The 17,173-nt window shown below is 61.3% G+C and carries 14 protein-coding genes and 1 tRNA gene; 4 read left to right on the top strand and 11 right to left on the bottom strand.

From position 1 onward, the window contains the following. The first annotated feature begins 61 nt into the window (after positions 1 to 61). Positions 62 to 1,354 carry a dihydroorotase gene (locus B3V69_RS09155; protein ID WP_296445827.1) on the top strand — a complete coding sequence of 431 codons (1,293 nt, stop codon included), beginning with the start codon at positions 62 to 64 and terminating at the stop codon, positions 1,352 to 1,354. Continuing rightward, complete coding sequence (locus B3V69_RS09150; RefSeq protein ID WP_296445894.1) at positions 1,354 to 2,106, top strand: lysophospholipid acyltransferase family protein; 753 nt, start codon at positions 1,354 to 1,356, stop codon at positions 2,104 to 2,106. Before B3V69_RS09155 ends, B3V69_RS09150 begins: the two co-directional genes overlap by 1 nt. On the opposite strand, the gene B3V69_RS09145 is transcribed toward B3V69_RS09150, so the two are convergent. Then, positions 2,103 to 4,532, bottom strand: a complete 2,430-nt coding sequence (locus tag B3V69_RS09145) for a diguanylate cyclase domain-containing protein (protein WP_296445825.1) — start codon at positions 4,530 to 4,532, stop codon at positions 2,103 to 2,105. The genes B3V69_RS09150 and B3V69_RS09145 overlap by 4 nt on opposite strands. Positions 4,533 to 4,552: 20 nt before the next feature. Continuing rightward, positions 4,553 to 4,696, bottom strand: a complete 144-nt coding sequence (locus tag B3V69_RS09140) for a hypothetical protein (protein WP_296445823.1) — start codon at positions 4,694 to 4,696, stop codon at positions 4,553 to 4,555. Positions 4,697 to 4,840: 144 nt separating this feature from the next. On the opposite strand from B3V69_RS09140, the gene B3V69_RS09135 reads away from it, so the two are divergent. After that, positions 4,841 to 6,304 carry an alpha/beta hydrolase family protein gene (locus B3V69_RS09135; protein WP_296445821.1) on the top strand — a complete coding sequence of 488 codons (1,464 nt, stop codon included), beginning with the start codon at positions 4,841 to 4,843 and terminating at the stop codon, positions 6,302 to 6,304. A 51-nt stretch (positions 6,305 to 6,355) separates the two neighbouring features. Here the strand turns inward: B3V69_RS09135 and B3V69_RS09130 are convergent, their stop codons facing one another. Together B3V69_RS09130 and B3V69_RS09125 are read right to left on the bottom strand one after the other, a co-directional pair. Further along, the gene (locus tag B3V69_RS09130) at positions 6,356 to 6,508 is read right to left on the bottom strand and encodes a DUF3096 domain-containing protein (RefSeq protein WP_296445892.1); all 153 of its coding nucleotides are present in this window, start codon (positions 6,506 to 6,508) and stop codon (positions 6,356 to 6,358) included. 191 nt (positions 6,509 to 6,699) lie between these two features. Then, entirely contained in the window at positions 6,700 to 7,887 is a 1,188-nt protein-coding gene (locus B3V69_RS09125) for a radical SAM/SPASM domain-containing protein (RefSeq protein WP_296445818.1), read from the bottom strand. 277 nt (positions 7,888 to 8,164) lie between these two features. Between B3V69_RS09125 and B3V69_RS09120 the strand changes: the two genes are divergently transcribed. Next, positions 8,165 to 8,410 carry a hypothetical protein gene (locus B3V69_RS09120; protein WP_296445816.1) on the top strand — a complete coding sequence of 82 codons (246 nt, stop codon included), beginning with the start codon at positions 8,165 to 8,167 and terminating at the stop codon, positions 8,408 to 8,410. Positions 8,411 to 8,433: 23 nt separating this feature from the next. Here B3V69_RS09120 and B3V69_RS09115 read toward each other — a convergent pair. The 7 genes from B3V69_RS09115 to B3V69_RS09085 form a co-directional block, all read right to left on the bottom strand. After that, positions 8,434 to 8,508: transfer RNA gene (locus B3V69_RS09115), tRNA-Arg, on the bottom strand. Positions 8,509 to 8,549: 41 nt separating this feature from the next. After that, positions 8,550 to 12,452 carry a translocation/assembly module TamB domain-containing protein gene (locus B3V69_RS09110; RefSeq protein ID WP_296445814.1) on the bottom strand — a complete coding sequence of 1,301 codons (3,903 nt, stop codon included), beginning with the start codon at positions 12,450 to 12,452 and terminating at the stop codon, positions 8,550 to 8,552. Continuing rightward, the gene (locus B3V69_RS09105; protein ID WP_296445812.1) at positions 12,452 to 14,338 is read right to left on the bottom strand and encodes an autotransporter assembly complex protein TamA; all 1,887 of its coding nucleotides are present in this window, start codon (positions 14,336 to 14,338) and stop codon (positions 12,452 to 12,454) included. Before B3V69_RS09105 ends, B3V69_RS09110 begins: the two co-directional genes overlap by 1 nt. 4 nt (positions 14,339 to 14,342) lie before the next feature. Next, the gene (locus B3V69_RS09100) at positions 14,343 to 15,557 is read right to left on the bottom strand and encodes a vWA domain-containing protein (RefSeq protein WP_296445810.1); all 1,215 of its coding nucleotides are present in this window, start codon (positions 15,555 to 15,557) and stop codon (positions 14,343 to 14,345) included. 10 nt (positions 15,558 to 15,567) lie between these two features. Then, on the bottom strand, positions 15,568 to 16,164 hold the full coding sequence (locus B3V69_RS09095) for a GNAT family N-acetyltransferase (protein WP_296445808.1): 597 nt from the start codon (positions 16,162 to 16,164) through the stop codon (positions 15,568 to 15,570). A 12-nt stretch (positions 16,165 to 16,176) separates the two neighbouring features. Further along, on the bottom strand, positions 16,177 to 16,401 hold the full coding sequence (locus B3V69_RS09090; protein ID WP_296445806.1) for a hypothetical protein: 225 nt from the start codon (positions 16,399 to 16,401) through the stop codon (positions 16,177 to 16,179). A 19-nt stretch (positions 16,402 to 16,420) separates the two neighbouring features. Further along, positions 16,421 to 17,173, bottom strand: a 753-nt coding sequence (locus B3V69_RS09085) for an AAA family ATPase (RefSeq protein WP_296445804.1), incomplete at its 5' end; no start/stop codon positions are given.

Genomic DNA, 17,173 nt, shown 5'->3' with positions numbered 1-17,173 from the left:
TATTCGCTGCCCCCCGAGGGGGCGCAGGTCTCCCTTGGGGCGGCCCGGCGGGAGACCTGATATGAACCTGTTGATCAAAGGCGGCCGGGTCATCGATCCAGCCAGTGGTTTCGATGAAATTGCGGATGTAGCCCTCGCCAATGGGGCGGTGATAGCTATTAAAAACATAGCACCCGACTTCCAGCCCAGCCAGACCATCGACGCCACTGGTTGCATTGTCGCCCCCGGCTTGATGGACCTGGCGGTGCGTCTGCGCGAGCCCGGCTATGAGCACGCCCGCATGCTGGAGTCCGAGATGGCCGCAGCCGTCGCCGGTGGCGTGACCAGCCTGGTCTGCCTGCCCGACACCGACCCGGTGCTCGATGAGCCCGGTCTGGTGGAGATGCTGCGCTTTCGGGCCGAAAAACTGAACCAGGCCCGCGTCTATCCGCTGGGCGCCTTGACCCGCAATCTCGCCGGTGAAGCGCTCACCGAGATGGTGGAGCTGACCGAGGCCGGCTGCGTTGCTTTCAGCCAGGCCGAAGTGCCCCTGGCCAACACGCAGGTGCTGCAGCGTGCGTTTCAGTACGCCAGCACCTTTGACTATGCCGTGTGGCTGCGACCGCAAGAGTTTTTTCTGGGCAAGGGCGTGGCGGCGAGTGGCGCGCTGGCCACCCGGCTGGGCCTGAGCGGCGTGCCGGTGGTGGCAGAAACGATTGCCCTGCACACCATTTTTGAGCTGATGAAGGCGACCGGCGCGCGGGTGCATCTGTGTCGGCTCAGCAGTGCCGCCGGGGTCGCCCTGGTGCGCCAGGCCAAGCTGGACGGCTTGAAAGTCAGTTGTGACATCAGCATCAACTCACTGCATCTGACGGACACCGACATCGGCTACTTTGACAGCCACGCCCGGCTCAACCCGCCCCTGCGCCAGCAGCGCGACCGCGATGCCCTGCGTGCGGCGCTGGCGGACGGCACCATCGACGCGCTGGTATCCGACCACACGCCGGTGGACGAAGATGCCAAAGCCCTGCCATTCGCCGAAAGCGAGGCCGGTGCCACGGGCGTCGAGCTGCTGTTGAGCCTGGCGCTCAAGTGGCGCCTGGACAGCGGCGTCAGCCTGGCGCGTGCCCTGGCGGTGATCACCAGCGGACCGGCCGATGTGTTGGGTGCGTCACTCGGCAAACGGCAAGGCCGTGTCGGGCGTCTGCTGGTCGGCGGTGTGGCTGACCTGTGCGTGTTTGATCCGCAGGCTGCGTGGGTGGTTGAGCCCGCTGCCTTGCGCAGCCAGGGCAAGCACACGCCGTTCTTGGGTTTGGAGCTACCGGGACGGGTGCGCTGCACGATTGTCGGCGGGCAGGTGGCCTTTCAGGCTTGATGCACCGCATCGGCCTGCGTGCCCACGCCAGCTGGAAATGCGTGCGCGTGCTGCTGCACATCGTGACGGGTTTGTGCAGCGCCGCCTTCGTTTTCCCCAGACTGTCTGCAGCTCAAAAAGAAGAGCGAATCAGGGCCTGGGCCCTTGTCCTGATTGCGCGACTAGCTATTAAATTGATAGTAGTTGGCGAGCCACCAACGCATGGCCCCGTGCTGCTGGCGGCCAACCACATCTCGTGGCTGGACATTGTGGTGATGCTCGCCGCGCGCCCTTGCCGTTTTGTCTCCAAAGCCGACGTGCGGCACTGGCCCCTGGTCGGCACCCTGGCGACCGCCGCCGGCACCCTGTTCATCGAACGCGAGTCCCGGCGCGACGCCATGCGCGTGGTGCACCACATGGCCGAGCGCCTGCAGACCGGCGACATACTGGCGATTTTTCCTGAAGGCACCACCAGCAATGGCGTGGACTTGCTGCCCTTTCACGCCAACCTGTTTCAAGCCGCCATCTCGGCCCATGCACCGGTGCTGCCGGTGGCGCTGCGCTTTGCGGACGCCGCCAGCGGCGAGCGCAGCCTGGCGCCGTGTTACATCGACGATGACACCCTGTTGGGCTCGATCTGGCGCACGCTCACGGCGCCGCCGCTGTGCGCCGTTGTGACATTTGGCGAACCACAGTCAGCTCAAGGGCGAGATCGCCGTGCCTGGGCCGCCGATGTTCGCATGGCGGTAGCAGGGCTGCGGGCCGGTTCCTAACAGGCCGGATTCTTTGGTCGGCCAGCCCCATAGAACCGGATGGAATTTCGCCCATTTTCTTTCGCTTCATACATGGCCAAATCGGCCCACTTGAGAACTTCTTGTGCCGTGGTCTCCTGACCGACAAACATCGCGACGCCGATGCTTGCGGTGCAACGATGTTCGGCGGTGCGTGATACACCCATGCCATCACGCGTGAGTTGAAGCAAATACGGACTGGACAGCGTTTCTTGAATCTTCTCGGCAACAATTTCGGCCTGCGTTGTGGACTCAACTCTGTCCCGCGTCAGTTCGCTGAGCAGCACCACAAACTCGTCGCCACCAAACCGCGCCAAGGTATCCATTTCCCGTACGCAGCTTTTCAATCGGCTTGCGACTTCAATCAATAGCAAGTCGCCTGCAAGATGCCCATGCACATCATTGAGCGGCTTGAAATTATCCAGGTCGAGAAACATCAGGGCGCCATAGTGGTCACTGCGCTTGCTCGCGACCATCGCCTGGCTTAAACGGTCATTGAGCAAACGCCGGTTCGGTAACTCGGTGAGCGTGTCATAAAAAGCCAGTTGGCGCACTTGGTCTTCCATCTGCTTGCGCTTGGTGATGTCGACCAAGCCCCAGATCGACTCTTCGTTGCCAGGGCTGAGCAATCCGCCACTGATTTCATACCACCCGAGTGATCCATTCTTGCGCTGCAACTGAATTTCGGACCGGAAGATTTCACTTTCGTGGATGGTGGGATAGGCCACATCGCCGAAATCGGCATGCGCCTGATCACTCGGATAGAGGACGCGGGTCGATTGTCCGATTAGTTCTTCTTTTGTGTAGCCAAGCATCTCTGCAAATGCCGCGTTGGTCCAGACGAATTTTCGGTCCCTGGCTTTGAAAATGCCGACGATGTGGCTATCCAGGATGGCTTTCTGGTCCAGTGTCAGACTGGCCAGCTGCTTGGCGTCGCGCATCCGTTCTGTGATGTCATAGACAATCAAAATCAACAGGGAGCGGTTCCCCATGGAGATGGGTGTGGAATGAATTTCCACCGTTCGGGTTTCACCGTTGGCCAGACGGTGCGCAAAAATGAGGTAGTTGCGATTTTCTGTTGCGGCTGTCGTGCATTCCGCTGCGACTTGCTCCGGGTTCAACGCGTTAATGTCCTGCAGGGTCTTGCCGCACATCTGCGCATGCGACCACCCGTAGAAGTCGCAGGCGGACGCGTTGGCGTCCAGAATGTGGCCACCGGCAGGATCAATCTGGAGAATGGCCGCGTTGTTGCGGTCGATCAGGTTGCGAAAACGCTGTTCACTGTCGCGCAGCTTGATTTCGCTCCCGTTGCGCCGTGACTCGGCGACGGCGAGCGTGGCGAGAAATAGCAATGCGCCGATCAACAAAAAAGAGGAGTCTCTGCGCCATTCGGCCAAGTAGTCGTTTTCCGCGATGCCGACCACGCTGTAGAACGGAAATGTACCAACCCTTCGATAGCCGTACAGACGCTGAACCCCGTCAACGGGCGATGTGGTTTTGATGACGCCATGGGGCCCACCCTTGAGAATTGCCTGGCGGATAGGGAGATCGGGGGCGGGTTTGTTATCGACTTCAATGGCACCGGGGTAGCGCACAACCAAGGCGCCGCTATCGAGACGCCGCAGCGTTACCGCGCCATCTTTTCCAAGTTCAAGGTTATGGAACTGTTCGTGCAGAGAGGTGAGATCAATCGAGGTTACCGCGGCGCCCAGGAAAGAACCTTCTCGATCGTGAACCGGTTTCGCCACCCACATCAGTACCCGTCCGCTGACACGCCCTACTGACACGTCGGAAAAAATAGTGGTGCTTGCAGAATCACTCTTGAGCTGTTGAAAATAAGGCCGGTCAGCGACGTTCATGGGTGGGTCATTGTCGACGCTGGAATACAGCCAATTGCCGTTGGCATCGACGAACCGCAATGCCGAAGCCGACGAGATGTTCTGAACGCGAGATTTGAGCCAGCGGCTTATTTGAGGCCGATATTGCCCCGCCATCTCCGAGCGCATGGCTTCTGGGGGGATTTCTTCAACCAGACTTGCAACCGTGCGTTCAGCGACCTGGAATTCGGTGTTCAGCCTGGATTCCAGCAGCAGCGCGAGATTGCGCGTGTTCGTTATCGCGGATGACTGGGCGGTCCGCAGCGATGCATACAACTGCCATGCGATCAATGCCAGGAAAAGAACGGCAATGCCAAGAAAAATGAGTCTGTATTTGCCCCAGCGATGCCAATTTTTCGAACTTTTGAGTTGATCGTTGGGCCTAGTCATGAGTTTGAACTTGGATGAAAAGCGTTGGAAAAGAACAATGAATTTCGAGACCAAACAAACCCTGCGCGTCATGAACACCAACAGAATAAATGATGCACCCGTTTGTTGTCGTCGGATGTACGCCAAAACAGCAGAACTCACTTATTCGCAAACGGGTTGATTCAGCGCAACTGCGAAAAAAGGATTTTTGCGAGCAGGCAGGGCAGATACGGTGCCAGATTGGGACTGTCAGACTCCCTGTTGGCACGGAAGGCGAGCCAGCGGCCAAGCACTTCTACACAATTTTCTTGCACGTATTCAGCCATTTTTTGACTTAAGTGCTTGCTTTTTGTTTGAAATTGCCACAAAGACCCTACGTGTTTACCCGGTAGCAACACACGGGGTCGGGGGCTTAGCATCATCTCCAAAGAAAGGAACGGGCGTTCTTTTTTTAACTCAGGGGCACATCGATGAGAAATATCAGGTTCAAACTGGCTGCGCTGGGCGCCGCCACCATGCTCGTTTCTTGCGGCGGCGGCGACCCTGCCCCTGCGGTTGCGCCCGAGGAAACGCGCGCGCAGGACGCACTCACGTTCACCGCCGATGCCACGGCCACAACCTTTGCCGCCATGGCCGCCGCTGCTGGCGACGTCACCGACATGAGCACGACCAGCCGCTGGGCCGGTGTGCTCGACGGTGCGGGCTATCGCGTCGAGGTGCCGGCCAACTGGAACGGCAAACTCGTGATGTACGCACACGGTTTCGCTGGCTCCGGCGCCGCGCTCGGCATCTCGAACCCATCTATCCGCCGCTACCTGATCCAAAACGGGTATGCCTGGGCAGCATCCAGCTACAGCAAGAACAACTACGATGTGCGCGCCGGCGTCGAGGATACCAATGCACTCGCACTCAAGTTCAACGACATCGCCGCAACCAACTTGCACCCCCTGGCCGCGCCGAGCAAGCTGTACATCACGGGCCACTCCATGGGCGGCCATATTACCGCCGCGGCGATCGAGGACGAGGCCTTTGCAACGGCCAAGCACAAGGTGAAGTACAACGGCGCCGTGCCGATGTGCGGCGTGGTGGGGGATACCGCTTTGTTCGATTTGTTTGCCGCCATGCAAGTCTCGGCCATGGCCGTGGCCGGGGTTCCGAGTTATCCGTTCACCAAATGGTCCGAAATTCAGGCGCTGGTGACCGGCACGCTGTTTGCGACTTTCCCGTCAACGGCGACACCCCAGGCCCAGATCACGACCACAGCCACCGGCGCCAAGTACGCCTCCGTGCTGAAGAACCTGACCGGTGGCGAACGCCCCTTGTTCGCCCAAGGCCTGGCCTTTGGCGGTAGCTTCCCGTCCGCCTATGGCACTTTTGGCGGTGATGGCACCATATCGGGCATCTTGAACAAGAGCGTGGTCGACACCAACGGCTTCACCTACACCATTGATGGCGACGTGGCCGGGTCGACTGCGCTGAACGCGGCGGCGCAAAAGCTGACCGCGGTAACCGACGCCAACCGCCTGCGCACAGACGGCCTGCGCTGGATTCCCAAGGTCAACGGCGAGTTCAAGATCCCGGTGGTTTCTATCCACACCTTGGGTGACCTGTTCGTGCCTTTCAGCATGGAGCAGGTCTATCAGAAGCGAGTGGCGGCCAAGGGCAACAGTGCCTGGCTGGTGCAGCGCGCGATCCGGGGCGCGAGTCATTGCGATTTCACGGTTGCCGAGCAAGTCGACGCTTTTGACGCCATGATCCAGTGGGAGCAAAACGGCGTCAAACCCGCGGGCGACGATGTCGTGACGGCCGCCACTGTGGCCAACGTGAACTACGGCTGCACCTTCACGAAAAACACGCTCGGACCTGACGAAAGCGGGACGACCAACGCCCTGCGTCCGACGCTTGCCGCCGTTGCCCCGTGCGCGGTACCTTGACCCTTTCCATTGGGCCGTGAACAGGAAGGGGGCTTTGCGGCCCCCTTTTTTTCATCGCAGAAAGTGGCCAGTTCCAAACAAGCCAACCAAGCCGACCATGATCAGATAGACGGCCACGATCGTTGACAGCAGGCGCGGCATGATGAGGATCAGGATGCCGGCGATGAGCGATACGATCGGTATCAGATTTAAGGTGATGTTGATGGCGAGCCCCTTTCGGTGATGAACCACTGAAACCAATGCACGCCGCAATTAGCTTAGCGATACAGCGAGATTACAGGAAATGACGCGCCTCTTCTGTGCGTTGACGCACAAGACCCGATTTCCAGAAAAGACCTAATGCGGGCACGCACCCAGCGCAAAATTGACCAATGTTGCGCAGAAAAATCACTCGCTCAGGGCATGATCTCCACGTACTCATAAACTTCGCAGTCCGTGATCTGCTTGCGCACCGGCAGCGTGGCTTGTTCAAACCAGGCTTGCGGTTTGTGCTTGTCGATCTCCCGGCCCATGAAGCGAATCAGTTCGCAAATCGGTTCCACCACATTGCTACGGTAGCGCGCATCTTGCTTGATGTAGCCGAGGTACAAGTTTTTCATGCAATTGCCGCGGCACCATGAATAGGCCTCGCAACGCTCGCACGGCATCTCGGGGTTGAGCTGCAGCGGGCTCTTTCGCAGCCAGTTGGTCTTGACATCGCCCATCTTCATGGCCGGAGCGTACAGCAGGTCCGGGCAGGGGTAGATCTCGCCGTTGGGCATGACATTGAGCAGGTGGGTGGAGACCCGGCATTGGGTGCGGCCGGCATAGAGCTCCTGCGCGCGCGTCGGAAAGAGCTTGTTGCGCACCATGCCCATCAGCGGAATGAGCGGGTACAACACATCGGTGCGCGAGAAGAACTTGTCGATCATTTGCACCAGCACGGCCTGGCGTTTGGCGACCGAGTCACCGGCATACATTTCATCGGCCACGAATTGCCAGTACAGATAATCAAACGGCGTGCCTTCGCCCACCAATTGGTCCAGCTCTTCAAAGCAGGTGTCGGGGTTGCCCCAGGTGACACGGGCCGTGACCGTGCCGCCGATCTTCTCGCGCACCTCCTTGAGATTTTTGATGACCTGGCGGTAAATGCCGCGTCCCCGGTAGCCGTCGGTGGTGGATTCGCCGCCGTCAATGGAAGCCAGCACATTGGACAAACGGTTCAGGGCCCAATCCGGCAGATTGTCGATCAGCGTGGCATTGGTCTGCAGTTGAAAGCGAAAGCGCGGGAAGCGCTGCATCACCTCCAGCATCAGAGGCTTGTTCAGCGTCGGCTCACCACCGTAGAAGGTGACATAGACCTCCTTGCCTTGCAGGTGCTTGTCAATGAAGGCACTGAGCTGCTCGATGTCGTACTCCACGTGGACCTGCGAGCCCAAGACCTCGCCCACGCCCAATGAACAGTAGCTGCACTTGAGGTTGCACTTGAGCGTGGTGAGCAATTGCAACTCGACCCGACCGCCCACAATGGGGTTGAGGTCTGACTGCGGGATTTCTGTTTTTGCCGTGGCGGGGTAGAAGTGAATAGGTGTTTCAGTGTGCATGGTGTCGCGCTTGGGACTGCAGGAAGTTGGGGGCGGTCTGACAAAAGTCTCGCGAGCACGGTTCAGTCGGCATCGATCGCGGGCGCCGATCATAAGCGCTGCGTTCGAAAAACATGCACAAGCAATGCGGTTTTGACGATCCTGAAGCCGGAGAATGCAATTTGTTTGACGCAGTCGGGGTTGCAGCTGGCATGAATGCCAGGCGCCGCGTTCGATGGGTTAGCGTTAAGCTCGCCGTGACAGCATCAGCGGTCAATCAACAAAGCCATCCAAACGCATGAATGAACTGAAGAATCTTGAATCACTCGGGCTGGTGTTGCCTAGCCCGGCTTATATCCTGGGCGCGCTTGTGTTTGGCCTCATCGGCTATGTGGCGTTTCGCCGGGGAAGGAAAACATCACGCGCCGCGCTCACATGGGGTGGTGTTGCCTTGATGCTGTACCCGTATGCCATCGCGCAAACCTGGTTGCTGTGGCTCGTCGGTATCGCTCTTTGCGGCTGGCTGTATGTCAAATGGGATTGATCCGGCAACAAAAACCCGGTATTTGGTCCCCTCGACAGGAATCGAACCTGTATCTAGCGCTTAGGAGGCACTCGTTCTATCCATTGAACTACGAGGAGGAGCGGGCATTGTAGGGCCCTGTGTTGTTGCCCACGGGCGCTCAGTCGTAGGGCACGGTGAAAATCAGGTCAATCGTGCTTTGCTCGCCGGTTTGGGCGCGCAGGGTGAAGCGCCTTGAGAGCTCGTAAAAGATATAGACCGTGCCCAGGGTGCCGGCCATGCTGCGCTCGTAGGCGACGTAGAAGTTGCGCGACAGGCGCTTGCCCAGCGTGACGGCAGCGGCGCTGGTGCTGCCATCGGCGTTGCTGGTCGATCCGCGCAAAGACAGCTCATCGAGCCCCAACGCCGCGCTCAATCCGCCCGACAGGCCACGGCCTTTGCCACCGAGCAGGGCCAGCGCGGCTTGTTGCAATACGGCGGCCTCGGCGCCACCGTTGGCGCCGGAGCGGCCCAGCACCAGCCAGGCCAGTTTCTCCGCTTCCGCCATCTCGGGCTCGGCGTACAGTCGCACGCGCGGTGACAGCGCGGTGCCGCTGATCTGCACGCCCACGCGGACTGTCAAATTGGGCCGTATGGCCAGAATGTCGAGCGCGGGATTGTCGTACGGGCCGGTGAAGCGCAACACGCCTTCTTCAATGTCGAGCAACTGGCCGTAGGCTTTGTAACTGCCGCGCACGGTGCTCAAGTTTCCCGTTAGACGCGGGACACCGCTGGTGGCGGCAGTGCTGGTCAGGTCGAGCGTGCCGGCCAGGCGCGTGATGAGGCCGCGGCCCTGCACACGAAAGTCGGGTCCCATGTCCAGTGTGATGGCGACGTCGGGCACGATGCGCTGGCTATTCGACACAGGGGGTGGATTCTCAATGTTGCTGCTGGGCACCGGCGCTGGATTTTTGTTTGAGGATTTCACCACCACGTCAGTACCGAGACTGGGGCTGTTTTCGTCGGGCAGGATGAAGAGCGCCTGATCTGCCTTGAGCGCGCCGCGTATTTCCAGTTTTGCCTCCCGCAGTTTTGCCTGAAGATGGCCCGAGACCGCCAGGCGCCGGTCGGCGCGTGCCGTCAGGCGCAGGGCTTGCGCCTGCGCGTCCAGCTCGATACGAATTTTGGACAGACCCGGCGTGGCGCCCGTGCCATCGGGCAACCACTGCGCGAAGCCGGTTGCGTTGAGCAAGCCGCCACTGCCACCGCCACCGGTGGCGCCCCGCAAGCTGAATTCATGGATGTCAAGTCGCTGTCCGCTCAGCGTGCTGCGCAATTTGCCGTTGCTGAATTCAATGCCGTCTGCGATGGAGCGCAATGCCAGGCTGTCGGCATTCAGCGTGCCGCTCCACTGCGGTGCCTGGCGTGTGCCGCTGAGTGCGATGTTGGCGTCCAGCGTGCCGCGAATTCGCCAGCCGGGGGGGGGCAGCACCGACCAAACGCCGACTTGCGGCAGCTGTGCCCGCAATGAGCCGGTCAGCGGCGCATCGGCCGGCCAGCGCCAGCCGTCAGCGCCGCTGGTGATTCTGGTGCTGAAATCACCCTGGGCCAAGCCTGCCCGTTCGCTGTCCCAGCGGGCACTGACACGCAGTGCATCGCCATCCGCTTTCATCGTGACGCGGGCGTCCCGGACCCCGGCGCTGACCCCGGCGGAGCCTGCCTCACCCTCCGCCTGCACACGGATATCGCCGCTGCGGCGCACCAGCGATACGGTCGCCTGCAGCTTGTCGGCTGCCAGCACATCCCAATCGCCATCAAAGACCAGATCGCCGCGCAGGCCCATCGTGGTCAACTGGTTGCCGCCCAGAAGTGCAAGCCATGCCAATGGCACGCCTTGCAACTGACCTTGGGTTTTCAGTTCGCGGCGAGCCCCCGTGTGGCTCCAGCGAAGGGGTCGCCACACCAGGCTGGCGGCGCCGGGGCTCGGACCTGTCAGAGAGGATTCACCGGCGCTGGTTTCCAGCACACTGCCCGCCGCATTGCTTTTCCAGCCGATGCTGACCGGTTGGCGGATTTGAGCGGTCCAGGTGCCGGCTTGCAGGCTGCTCTGCGCTTGCAGCCGGGCGGCGTTCACCAGCGCCTGCCAGGCACCGCCGGCATTGCGGCTGCCCGTCGCCTGCGCTTGCAGGTCGAACCGGCGTGGTCCGCTTTGCAACTTGCCGCCGACCTTGAGCGCCAGGGCGCTCAAGCTGCCGGACAGTTCCGCTTGCAGCTGGCGCACGCCCCAGGCCTGGTCAGGCGTCTGCTGGCCGGTGGTCAGATCAAGCTGTGGCACGTTCAAGCTGCTGCGCACGGTCAGATCTGGGCTTTGCCAGCCGCCGACCCAGGTCCCGGTGAGTTCCCCTTTGCCCTGAACGGTGTTGCCCGCCAGCAGGCTGGATGCACCGGGCAGCGTTTCCAGCCAGCGCGAGGCTTTGGCCGCATCCAGCACGTGCAAGGCTAACTCTCCGCCGCCGGCGCGCGCACTCAGTTGCCCGTGAAGCTCTGCTTGTCCGCCCGGCAGCGTCAACTGCAACTGACCGCGCGCGGCTTTGCTGGCCAGTTGCACCTCGATCTGGCCTTGCAGAACGGCATCGGTGCTTTGCAGTTGCAGCGTCTGCAGACTCAAGGTGCCATCGGCCCAGCGCCCTTTGGCGGATGCGTTTGTCAGATGCAAGCCTTGAAGCCGTGACGAATCGGGTTGTTTGGCAGAAGGTTGCAAACGGGCGTCAAACTCAATCGCTTGCTTGACCGACGCGGCGTTAAGTTGTCCGTCAAGGCGTGCCGCCGCCAATTGCGTGTGCAGGGCCGCCGGATTGATGTTTTGCAGCGTCGCCTGCGCGTGCCAGTCTGAAACAGCAAAGGCTTGCCCGTGTTGGGCCGTGGCACCCGTCAGCCCACCTTGCGCAACCACGTGACCGCCCGCGATGTCGGCGCTGAGTGACTGAACACGCCACTGGCCGTCGCTGAAACTCAAGCGCGCCTGCGCCGCGTCTACCGGCAGGCGGCTCATATTCCAGGGACCACTCAGGCGGTTGGTCACGCTGCCGTGCGCTTGCCAGCTTGGGCTGCTTGCTGTGTTGGGGGGCGTCGCCCCAGGCTGCACCTCGGCGCTGCCGGTGAGCAGGGTTTGCGGTGCATCGGGCCAGAGTGCGGCCAGGTTCAGATCGCGAAAGGTGGTCTCGGCTTTGACGACGGGCTGCGCCGCCCAGGGGCTGATCCGGGCGGCCAGTGTGGCCTGCATCGGCGGTGGCGCTTTGGATGCATTGCGTGAGGTGACAGGTGGAGCGACCGCTGGCGTGGCGGGCATGGTCGGCGTGGCAGGACGCAGCACGGCCTGCACCTCCAGCAGCGCATGGGGCGCCGCCAAATTGCCGTGTGCCGAGGCGGTGGCGGCCAATGGCAGGGGCTGCGCATTGCCGGGAATGGGCGCTTGCACTGTGCCTTGCAACTGCATATCCAGCGTCAAAGGCGCGCGTGCCAGCAAGCTGGCCTGGGCCTGGTAGTGGCCTGCTGCGAGCTGGGCGCCGTCGAGTTGGAGGGTGTGGCGCGTGCCCTCAAACTGGTAGCGGCCCGACAGGCCCGTAGCTTGTAACGCACTCGGTCCTGCCCAGTGCAGCGCATCGATGGCAAATGTCAGATCCACCTGGAACGGTAGCAGCAGGTTGTCCAGCGGCGCCGCAGCGCTTGCCGGGCTTTGGTCATCCACGCTGAGTTGCACCACGTGCAGGGTGTCCAGTTGCAGGCGACGGTCCAGCAGGGCCCTTGGTTGCCAGACCAGGTCGATCTGGCGCGCCTCAATCACCAGTCCGTTTTTCTGCCAGCGCAGCAAGCCAATGTGCCCACCCTGGCGCAGGGTGCCCCGCACGTCCTCGGCCACCAGAGACTGTCCTGCAGGCAGGTAGCGCGCTGCCTGTCCCAGTGCGGTGGCCAGTGACGTGTCGGTGGCGGTCCAGACCCACAAGGACGTCAGCAGGGCGCCTGCCAGCAGTAGCAACGTTGCCAGCACCCCGACGAGCCAAGTGAAGAACTTGCGCGGTTTCATCAGAAAGTGAACCCCACGCTCAGGTGCAGACGCACCCGCTGGGTGGCCACCCCATAGGCCAAATCAATTTGCAGCGGCCCCACCGGGCTCTTCCAGCGCACACCGGCACCCACACCGACCTGGGCGCGCAGCGCCGAGGGTTTGTCGGCCACGGCCCCGGCATCCAGAAAAACAGCGCTCTCCCAATCGGTTAGTTTGTCGTTGATGACGATGGGGCGCTGCCACTCCACACTGCCGACGGCCAGATAGCGGCCGGCTGCGATTTCGCCATTGGCCAGTTCGCTGCCAATGCTGCGGTAGGCATAACCGCGCACCGAGGTGTCGCCGCCGGTCAGGAAAAGCTGCGTGCTCGGCAGGTCTGCGCCGGTACGTGCCAGCACCATGCCGCCCTCCGCGCGCGTCGCCAAGCGGCCTGAGCGCATGGAGGCGCGCATGCCCGCCTGCTCGCCCGCCAGCGGCCACAAGGCCAGCCAGCGCACCTGAGCGCGCAGATAGGGTTCTTTGCTGCTGCCCAGCGTGACGCCGCCGCCCAGTTCCGCCCCCAAACCGTAGCCACTGGTAGGAAAAGGCAGGAGGTCGAAGTTGCGCTGAGTCCATGCGTAGTTGGCGCTGAGCGCATCGGCCGTGGCCGGCACGCCAGCGCCCGAGACTTTGGCACGGTCATACTGCAAGTAGTAATTGCGGTCAATCCGCTCGCCTATCTGGGTGCGACCGGCCCGATAGCGCTGGCTGTTCACCTCGGCGCTGCCCGCCACCTGGTTTTGAAACAAGACCGAAGTCACCCAGCGCCAGCCGGTGTCATCCGGCGGCGCCGTCAACTCGGTGCCCAGGGACCTGGTTGCACGGTCCAGTGAGAGTTTCGACGCCGCGCGCCAGCCAATGCCCGGCACTTTGTTGTGCAGGTGCTCCATCGACAGACGCGCCCCGCCGTCGGTGCTGGCGCCGACGCCGAGCACGATTTTTTGCAGCTTGGCCTCGCGCAGTTGCACCAGTACCGGCGCGGCCATCGGATCTCCCGAGGTGTCCAATGAAACAAATACGGCGTCGAAGAAGCCACTGTCTGACAGACGTTGCTGCGCTTCCAGCATTTGGTTTTGACTGTAGTCTGTGCCCGGCGGCAGGCGTGCTAGCCGGGTCACCAGTTGCGTGTCGTAACGCTGGGTACCGCTGATCTGCATGAGCCCCAGACGGTAGGCGGGGCCGGAATCCAGCGTGACGCTCAAACGGGCCGTTTTCGTATCCGGGTCAATGTCGGCACGGCTGGACAGAATTTGCCCTGTGGGATAGCGCTGGCCGATCAACAGCCGCAGTGCCTGTGTTTTCGCGCCGTCCCAATCGGCCTGGGTAAACGTCATGCCCTGGCGCAAGGCCCAGGTGGCGCGGATGGCCGTACGCTGGTCCTGGGTGGCGTCATTTTGCGAAATCGGGCCTGTGAATTCGATCGTGACATCGCTGATTTTGACAGGCTCGCCCGGCTGCACGGTGATCACGACGCGGCGCGCGGCCTTGGGGTTTTGTGGCGTGTCATGCGCAGCCAGCTGGATCGCTGGCGAAAAATAACCCAGCGTGCCCAGCAGGTCTTGCACATTGCGCTCGGCGGCGGTCAACAACCGCGCCAGCTCACTGGCATCGAGATCGCCCAACTCGCGGTAGCGCTGCAGCTCGATATGACGTTGCAGGTAGGCCTGAATCACTGGCGGCGCCTGGATCTCAATGTCAAAGGCGAGGAGGGTGGGCGTGGGCGCCGCGGTCGCTGGGGTCGCGGTGGCCGCGCTGGCGGGCGGCGTTTGGGCTTGAAGGGCGCCGGCGAATCCTGCCATCAAAACAAGCAACACCGACCACAGGAACAGTTTTGGTGTCAGCTTGTTTTTTCGTAGCGCATACATTCGGCTATTTTGTCAGCAAGCGCATCGCTTCTTCAAGTCCTTTCAGCGTGAGCGGAAACATGCGTTGATTCACAATTTGCTGAATCACGCTGATGCTCTGGCGGTATTGCCACACGCCTTGCGGCTCCGGGTTGATCCAGGCGAACTTGGGGAAGGCACTGGTGAGCCGCTGCAGCCACTCGACCCCGGCTTCCTCGTTGTTGTATTCCACGCTGCCGCCGGGCTGCAAAATCTCATAGGGGCTCATGGTGGCGTCGCCAATGAAGATCAGTTTGTAGTCCTTGTTGTACTTGCGGATGATGTCCCAGGTGGCAAATTTTTCGCTGAAGCGACGGCGGTTGTTCTTCCACATGAAGTCATAGACACAGTTGTGAAAGTAATAGAACTCCAGGTGCTTGAACTCGGTTTTGGTGGCGCTGAACAGCTCCTCCACACGCTGGATATGCTCGTCCATGGTGCCGCCGACGTCCATCAGCAGCAGCACTTTCACGTTGTTGTGGCGTTCGGGCACCATTTTGATGTCCAGATAGCCGGCGTTGGCTGCCGTGGACTTGATGGTGTCGTCCAGGTCCAGTTCGTCTTCATGGCCTTCGCGGGCAAATTTTCGCAGGCGGCGCAGCGCGACCTTGATGTTGCGCGTGCCCAGCTCCTGGGTGTCATCGTAGTCTTTGTAGGCGCGCTGGTCCCACACCTTGACGGCGCTCTTGTTGCGGCTCTTGTCCTGGCCGATACGAATACCCTGCGGGTTTTGGCCATAGGCGCCAAACGGGCTCGTGCCGCCGGTGCCTATCCATTTGCTGCCGCCTTCGTGACGCTCTTTTTGCTCGTCGAAGCGTTTCTTGAGCGTTTCCATCAGCTCATCCCAGCCCATTTTTTCAATCTTGGCGCGCTCTTCAGGACTGAGGTTGAGCTCCAGGTTTTTGCGCAGCCACTCCAGCGGGATGTCCTTGGTGAAGTCGGCAATCATCTCCACGCCCTTGAAGTAGGCGGCAAAGGCACGGTCGAACTTGTCGTAGTGCTTCTCGTCCTTCACCAGCGTGGTGCGGCTCAGGTAGTAAAAATCGTCAATCTTGTAGCCGCTGGGTTCGTCGTCCCCCTCGGGCTCTGGCGTGTTAGGGCCGACCACACCTTCCTTGAGGGCTTCGAGCAGGGTCAGGTATTCCTTGACGGACACCGGCAGTTTGGCGGAGCGCAGGGTGTAGAAGAAGTCGAGCAGCATGGTGTTTCTCCTAATCGCGCGACTTGTCCAGCAGATACAGCAGCTGGGCTTTGGCTTCCGGCCATTCCCCGCTGCGCATGCTGTACATCACGGTGTCGCGAATGGTGCCGTCACGGCGCAGGGCGTGGCCCCGGATCACGCCGTCTTTCTTGGCCCCCAGCCGCTCAATGGCAGCTTGGGACGCAAAATTGAAGTTGTCGGTGCGCCAGCCCACCACATGGCAGCCCAGCGTCTCGAACGCATGCGTCAGCAGCAGTAGCTTGGCCGCCGTATTGACGTGGGTGCGCTGGCAGCGCCTGGCGTACCAGGTGTAGCCAATCTCCACTCGCTTGACCGCGGGCAGGATGTCGTGGTAGCTGGAGCTACCCAGCACCGTGCCGGTGACCGCGTCAAGCACGGCGAAGGCAAAACGGTTGCCCGCTTCGCGCATGTCCAGTGCATCGGCGATGTACTGACGAGTTTGTTCAGGTGTGGGCACGCCAGTGATGCGCAGCTGCCACAACTCGCCATCGGCGGCGGCGGCGCGCAGGCCGCCTTCGTGGGTCAAGGCCAGCGGGACCAGCTCAATGCCGCGGCCAGCCAGGGTGACGGGCTCAACGTAGGCCATGTTCAATCTCTCTCAGTCTTTGTTTTTGACGCTGCTGCGTTTGCGCCAGCGCCGGGCCAGTTGCAGGCCGACTCCGCCACCCAGGCCGACCAGCACGATGCCGATCATGCTGGCGTTGCCGTAGCCCTGGCTAAAGATGTCCAGGCTAAAAAGGCGGCCGATCCAGTAACCCAGCAAGGCGCCGCCGACAAAGCCGACGGCATCTGACAGGCCTTCGATCAACAGCGATTTGTCCATGACGCGGGGGCTTTAGTGTTCAACGGTTGTGCCGTTGCATGAACACCAGTTTTTCAAACAAGGTCACATCCTGCTCGTTCTTGAGCAAGGCGCCGACCAGCGGCGGCACCGCCACCTTGTCGTCCTTGCTTTGGAGCGCTTCCAACGGGATGTCTTCGGCCAGCAGCAGCTTGAGCCAGTCCAGCAGCTCACTGGTGGAGGGTTTCTTTTTCAGGCCCGGCAGGTTGCGCACGTCATAAAAGGTTTTCATGGCGGCGCTCAGCAGCTCTTTTTTCAGGCCGGGAAAGTGCACGTCCACAATGCTCTTCATGGTGTCGGCATCGGGGAACTTGATGTAGTGAAAGAAGCAGCGGCGCAAGAAGGCGTCAGGCAGTTCTTTTTCGTTGTTCGAGGTGATGAACACCAGCGGACGATTCTTGGCCTTGATCAGCTCGCGGGTTTCGTAGCAATAAAACTCCATGCGATCGATTTCGCGCAGCAAGTCGTTGGGGAACTCGATGTCGGCCTTGTCGATTTCGTCGATCAGCAGCGCCACCGGTTGCTCCGCCGTGAAGGCCTGCCACAACACACCTTTCATGATGTAGTTGCGGATGTCCTTGACGCGCTCGCCGCCCTCCACATCCGCCAGCTGCGAATCGCGCAGGCGGCTGACGGCGTCGTATTCATACAGACCCTGCTGCGCCTTGGTGGTGGACTTGATGTGCCATTGCAGCAGCGGCATGTTCAGCGCCCCGGCCACTTCCTCGGCTAGCATGGTTTTGCCGGTGCCGGG

The sequence above is a fragment of the Rhodoferax sp. UBA5149 genome (assembly GCF_002413825.1).
Classification (GTDB): Bacteria; Pseudomonadota; Gammaproteobacteria; order Burkholderiales; family Burkholderiaceae_C; genus Rhodoferax.
Note: the sequence above shows the minus strand (reverse complement) of the source record. Positions and strands in the feature narration are given on the sequence as shown.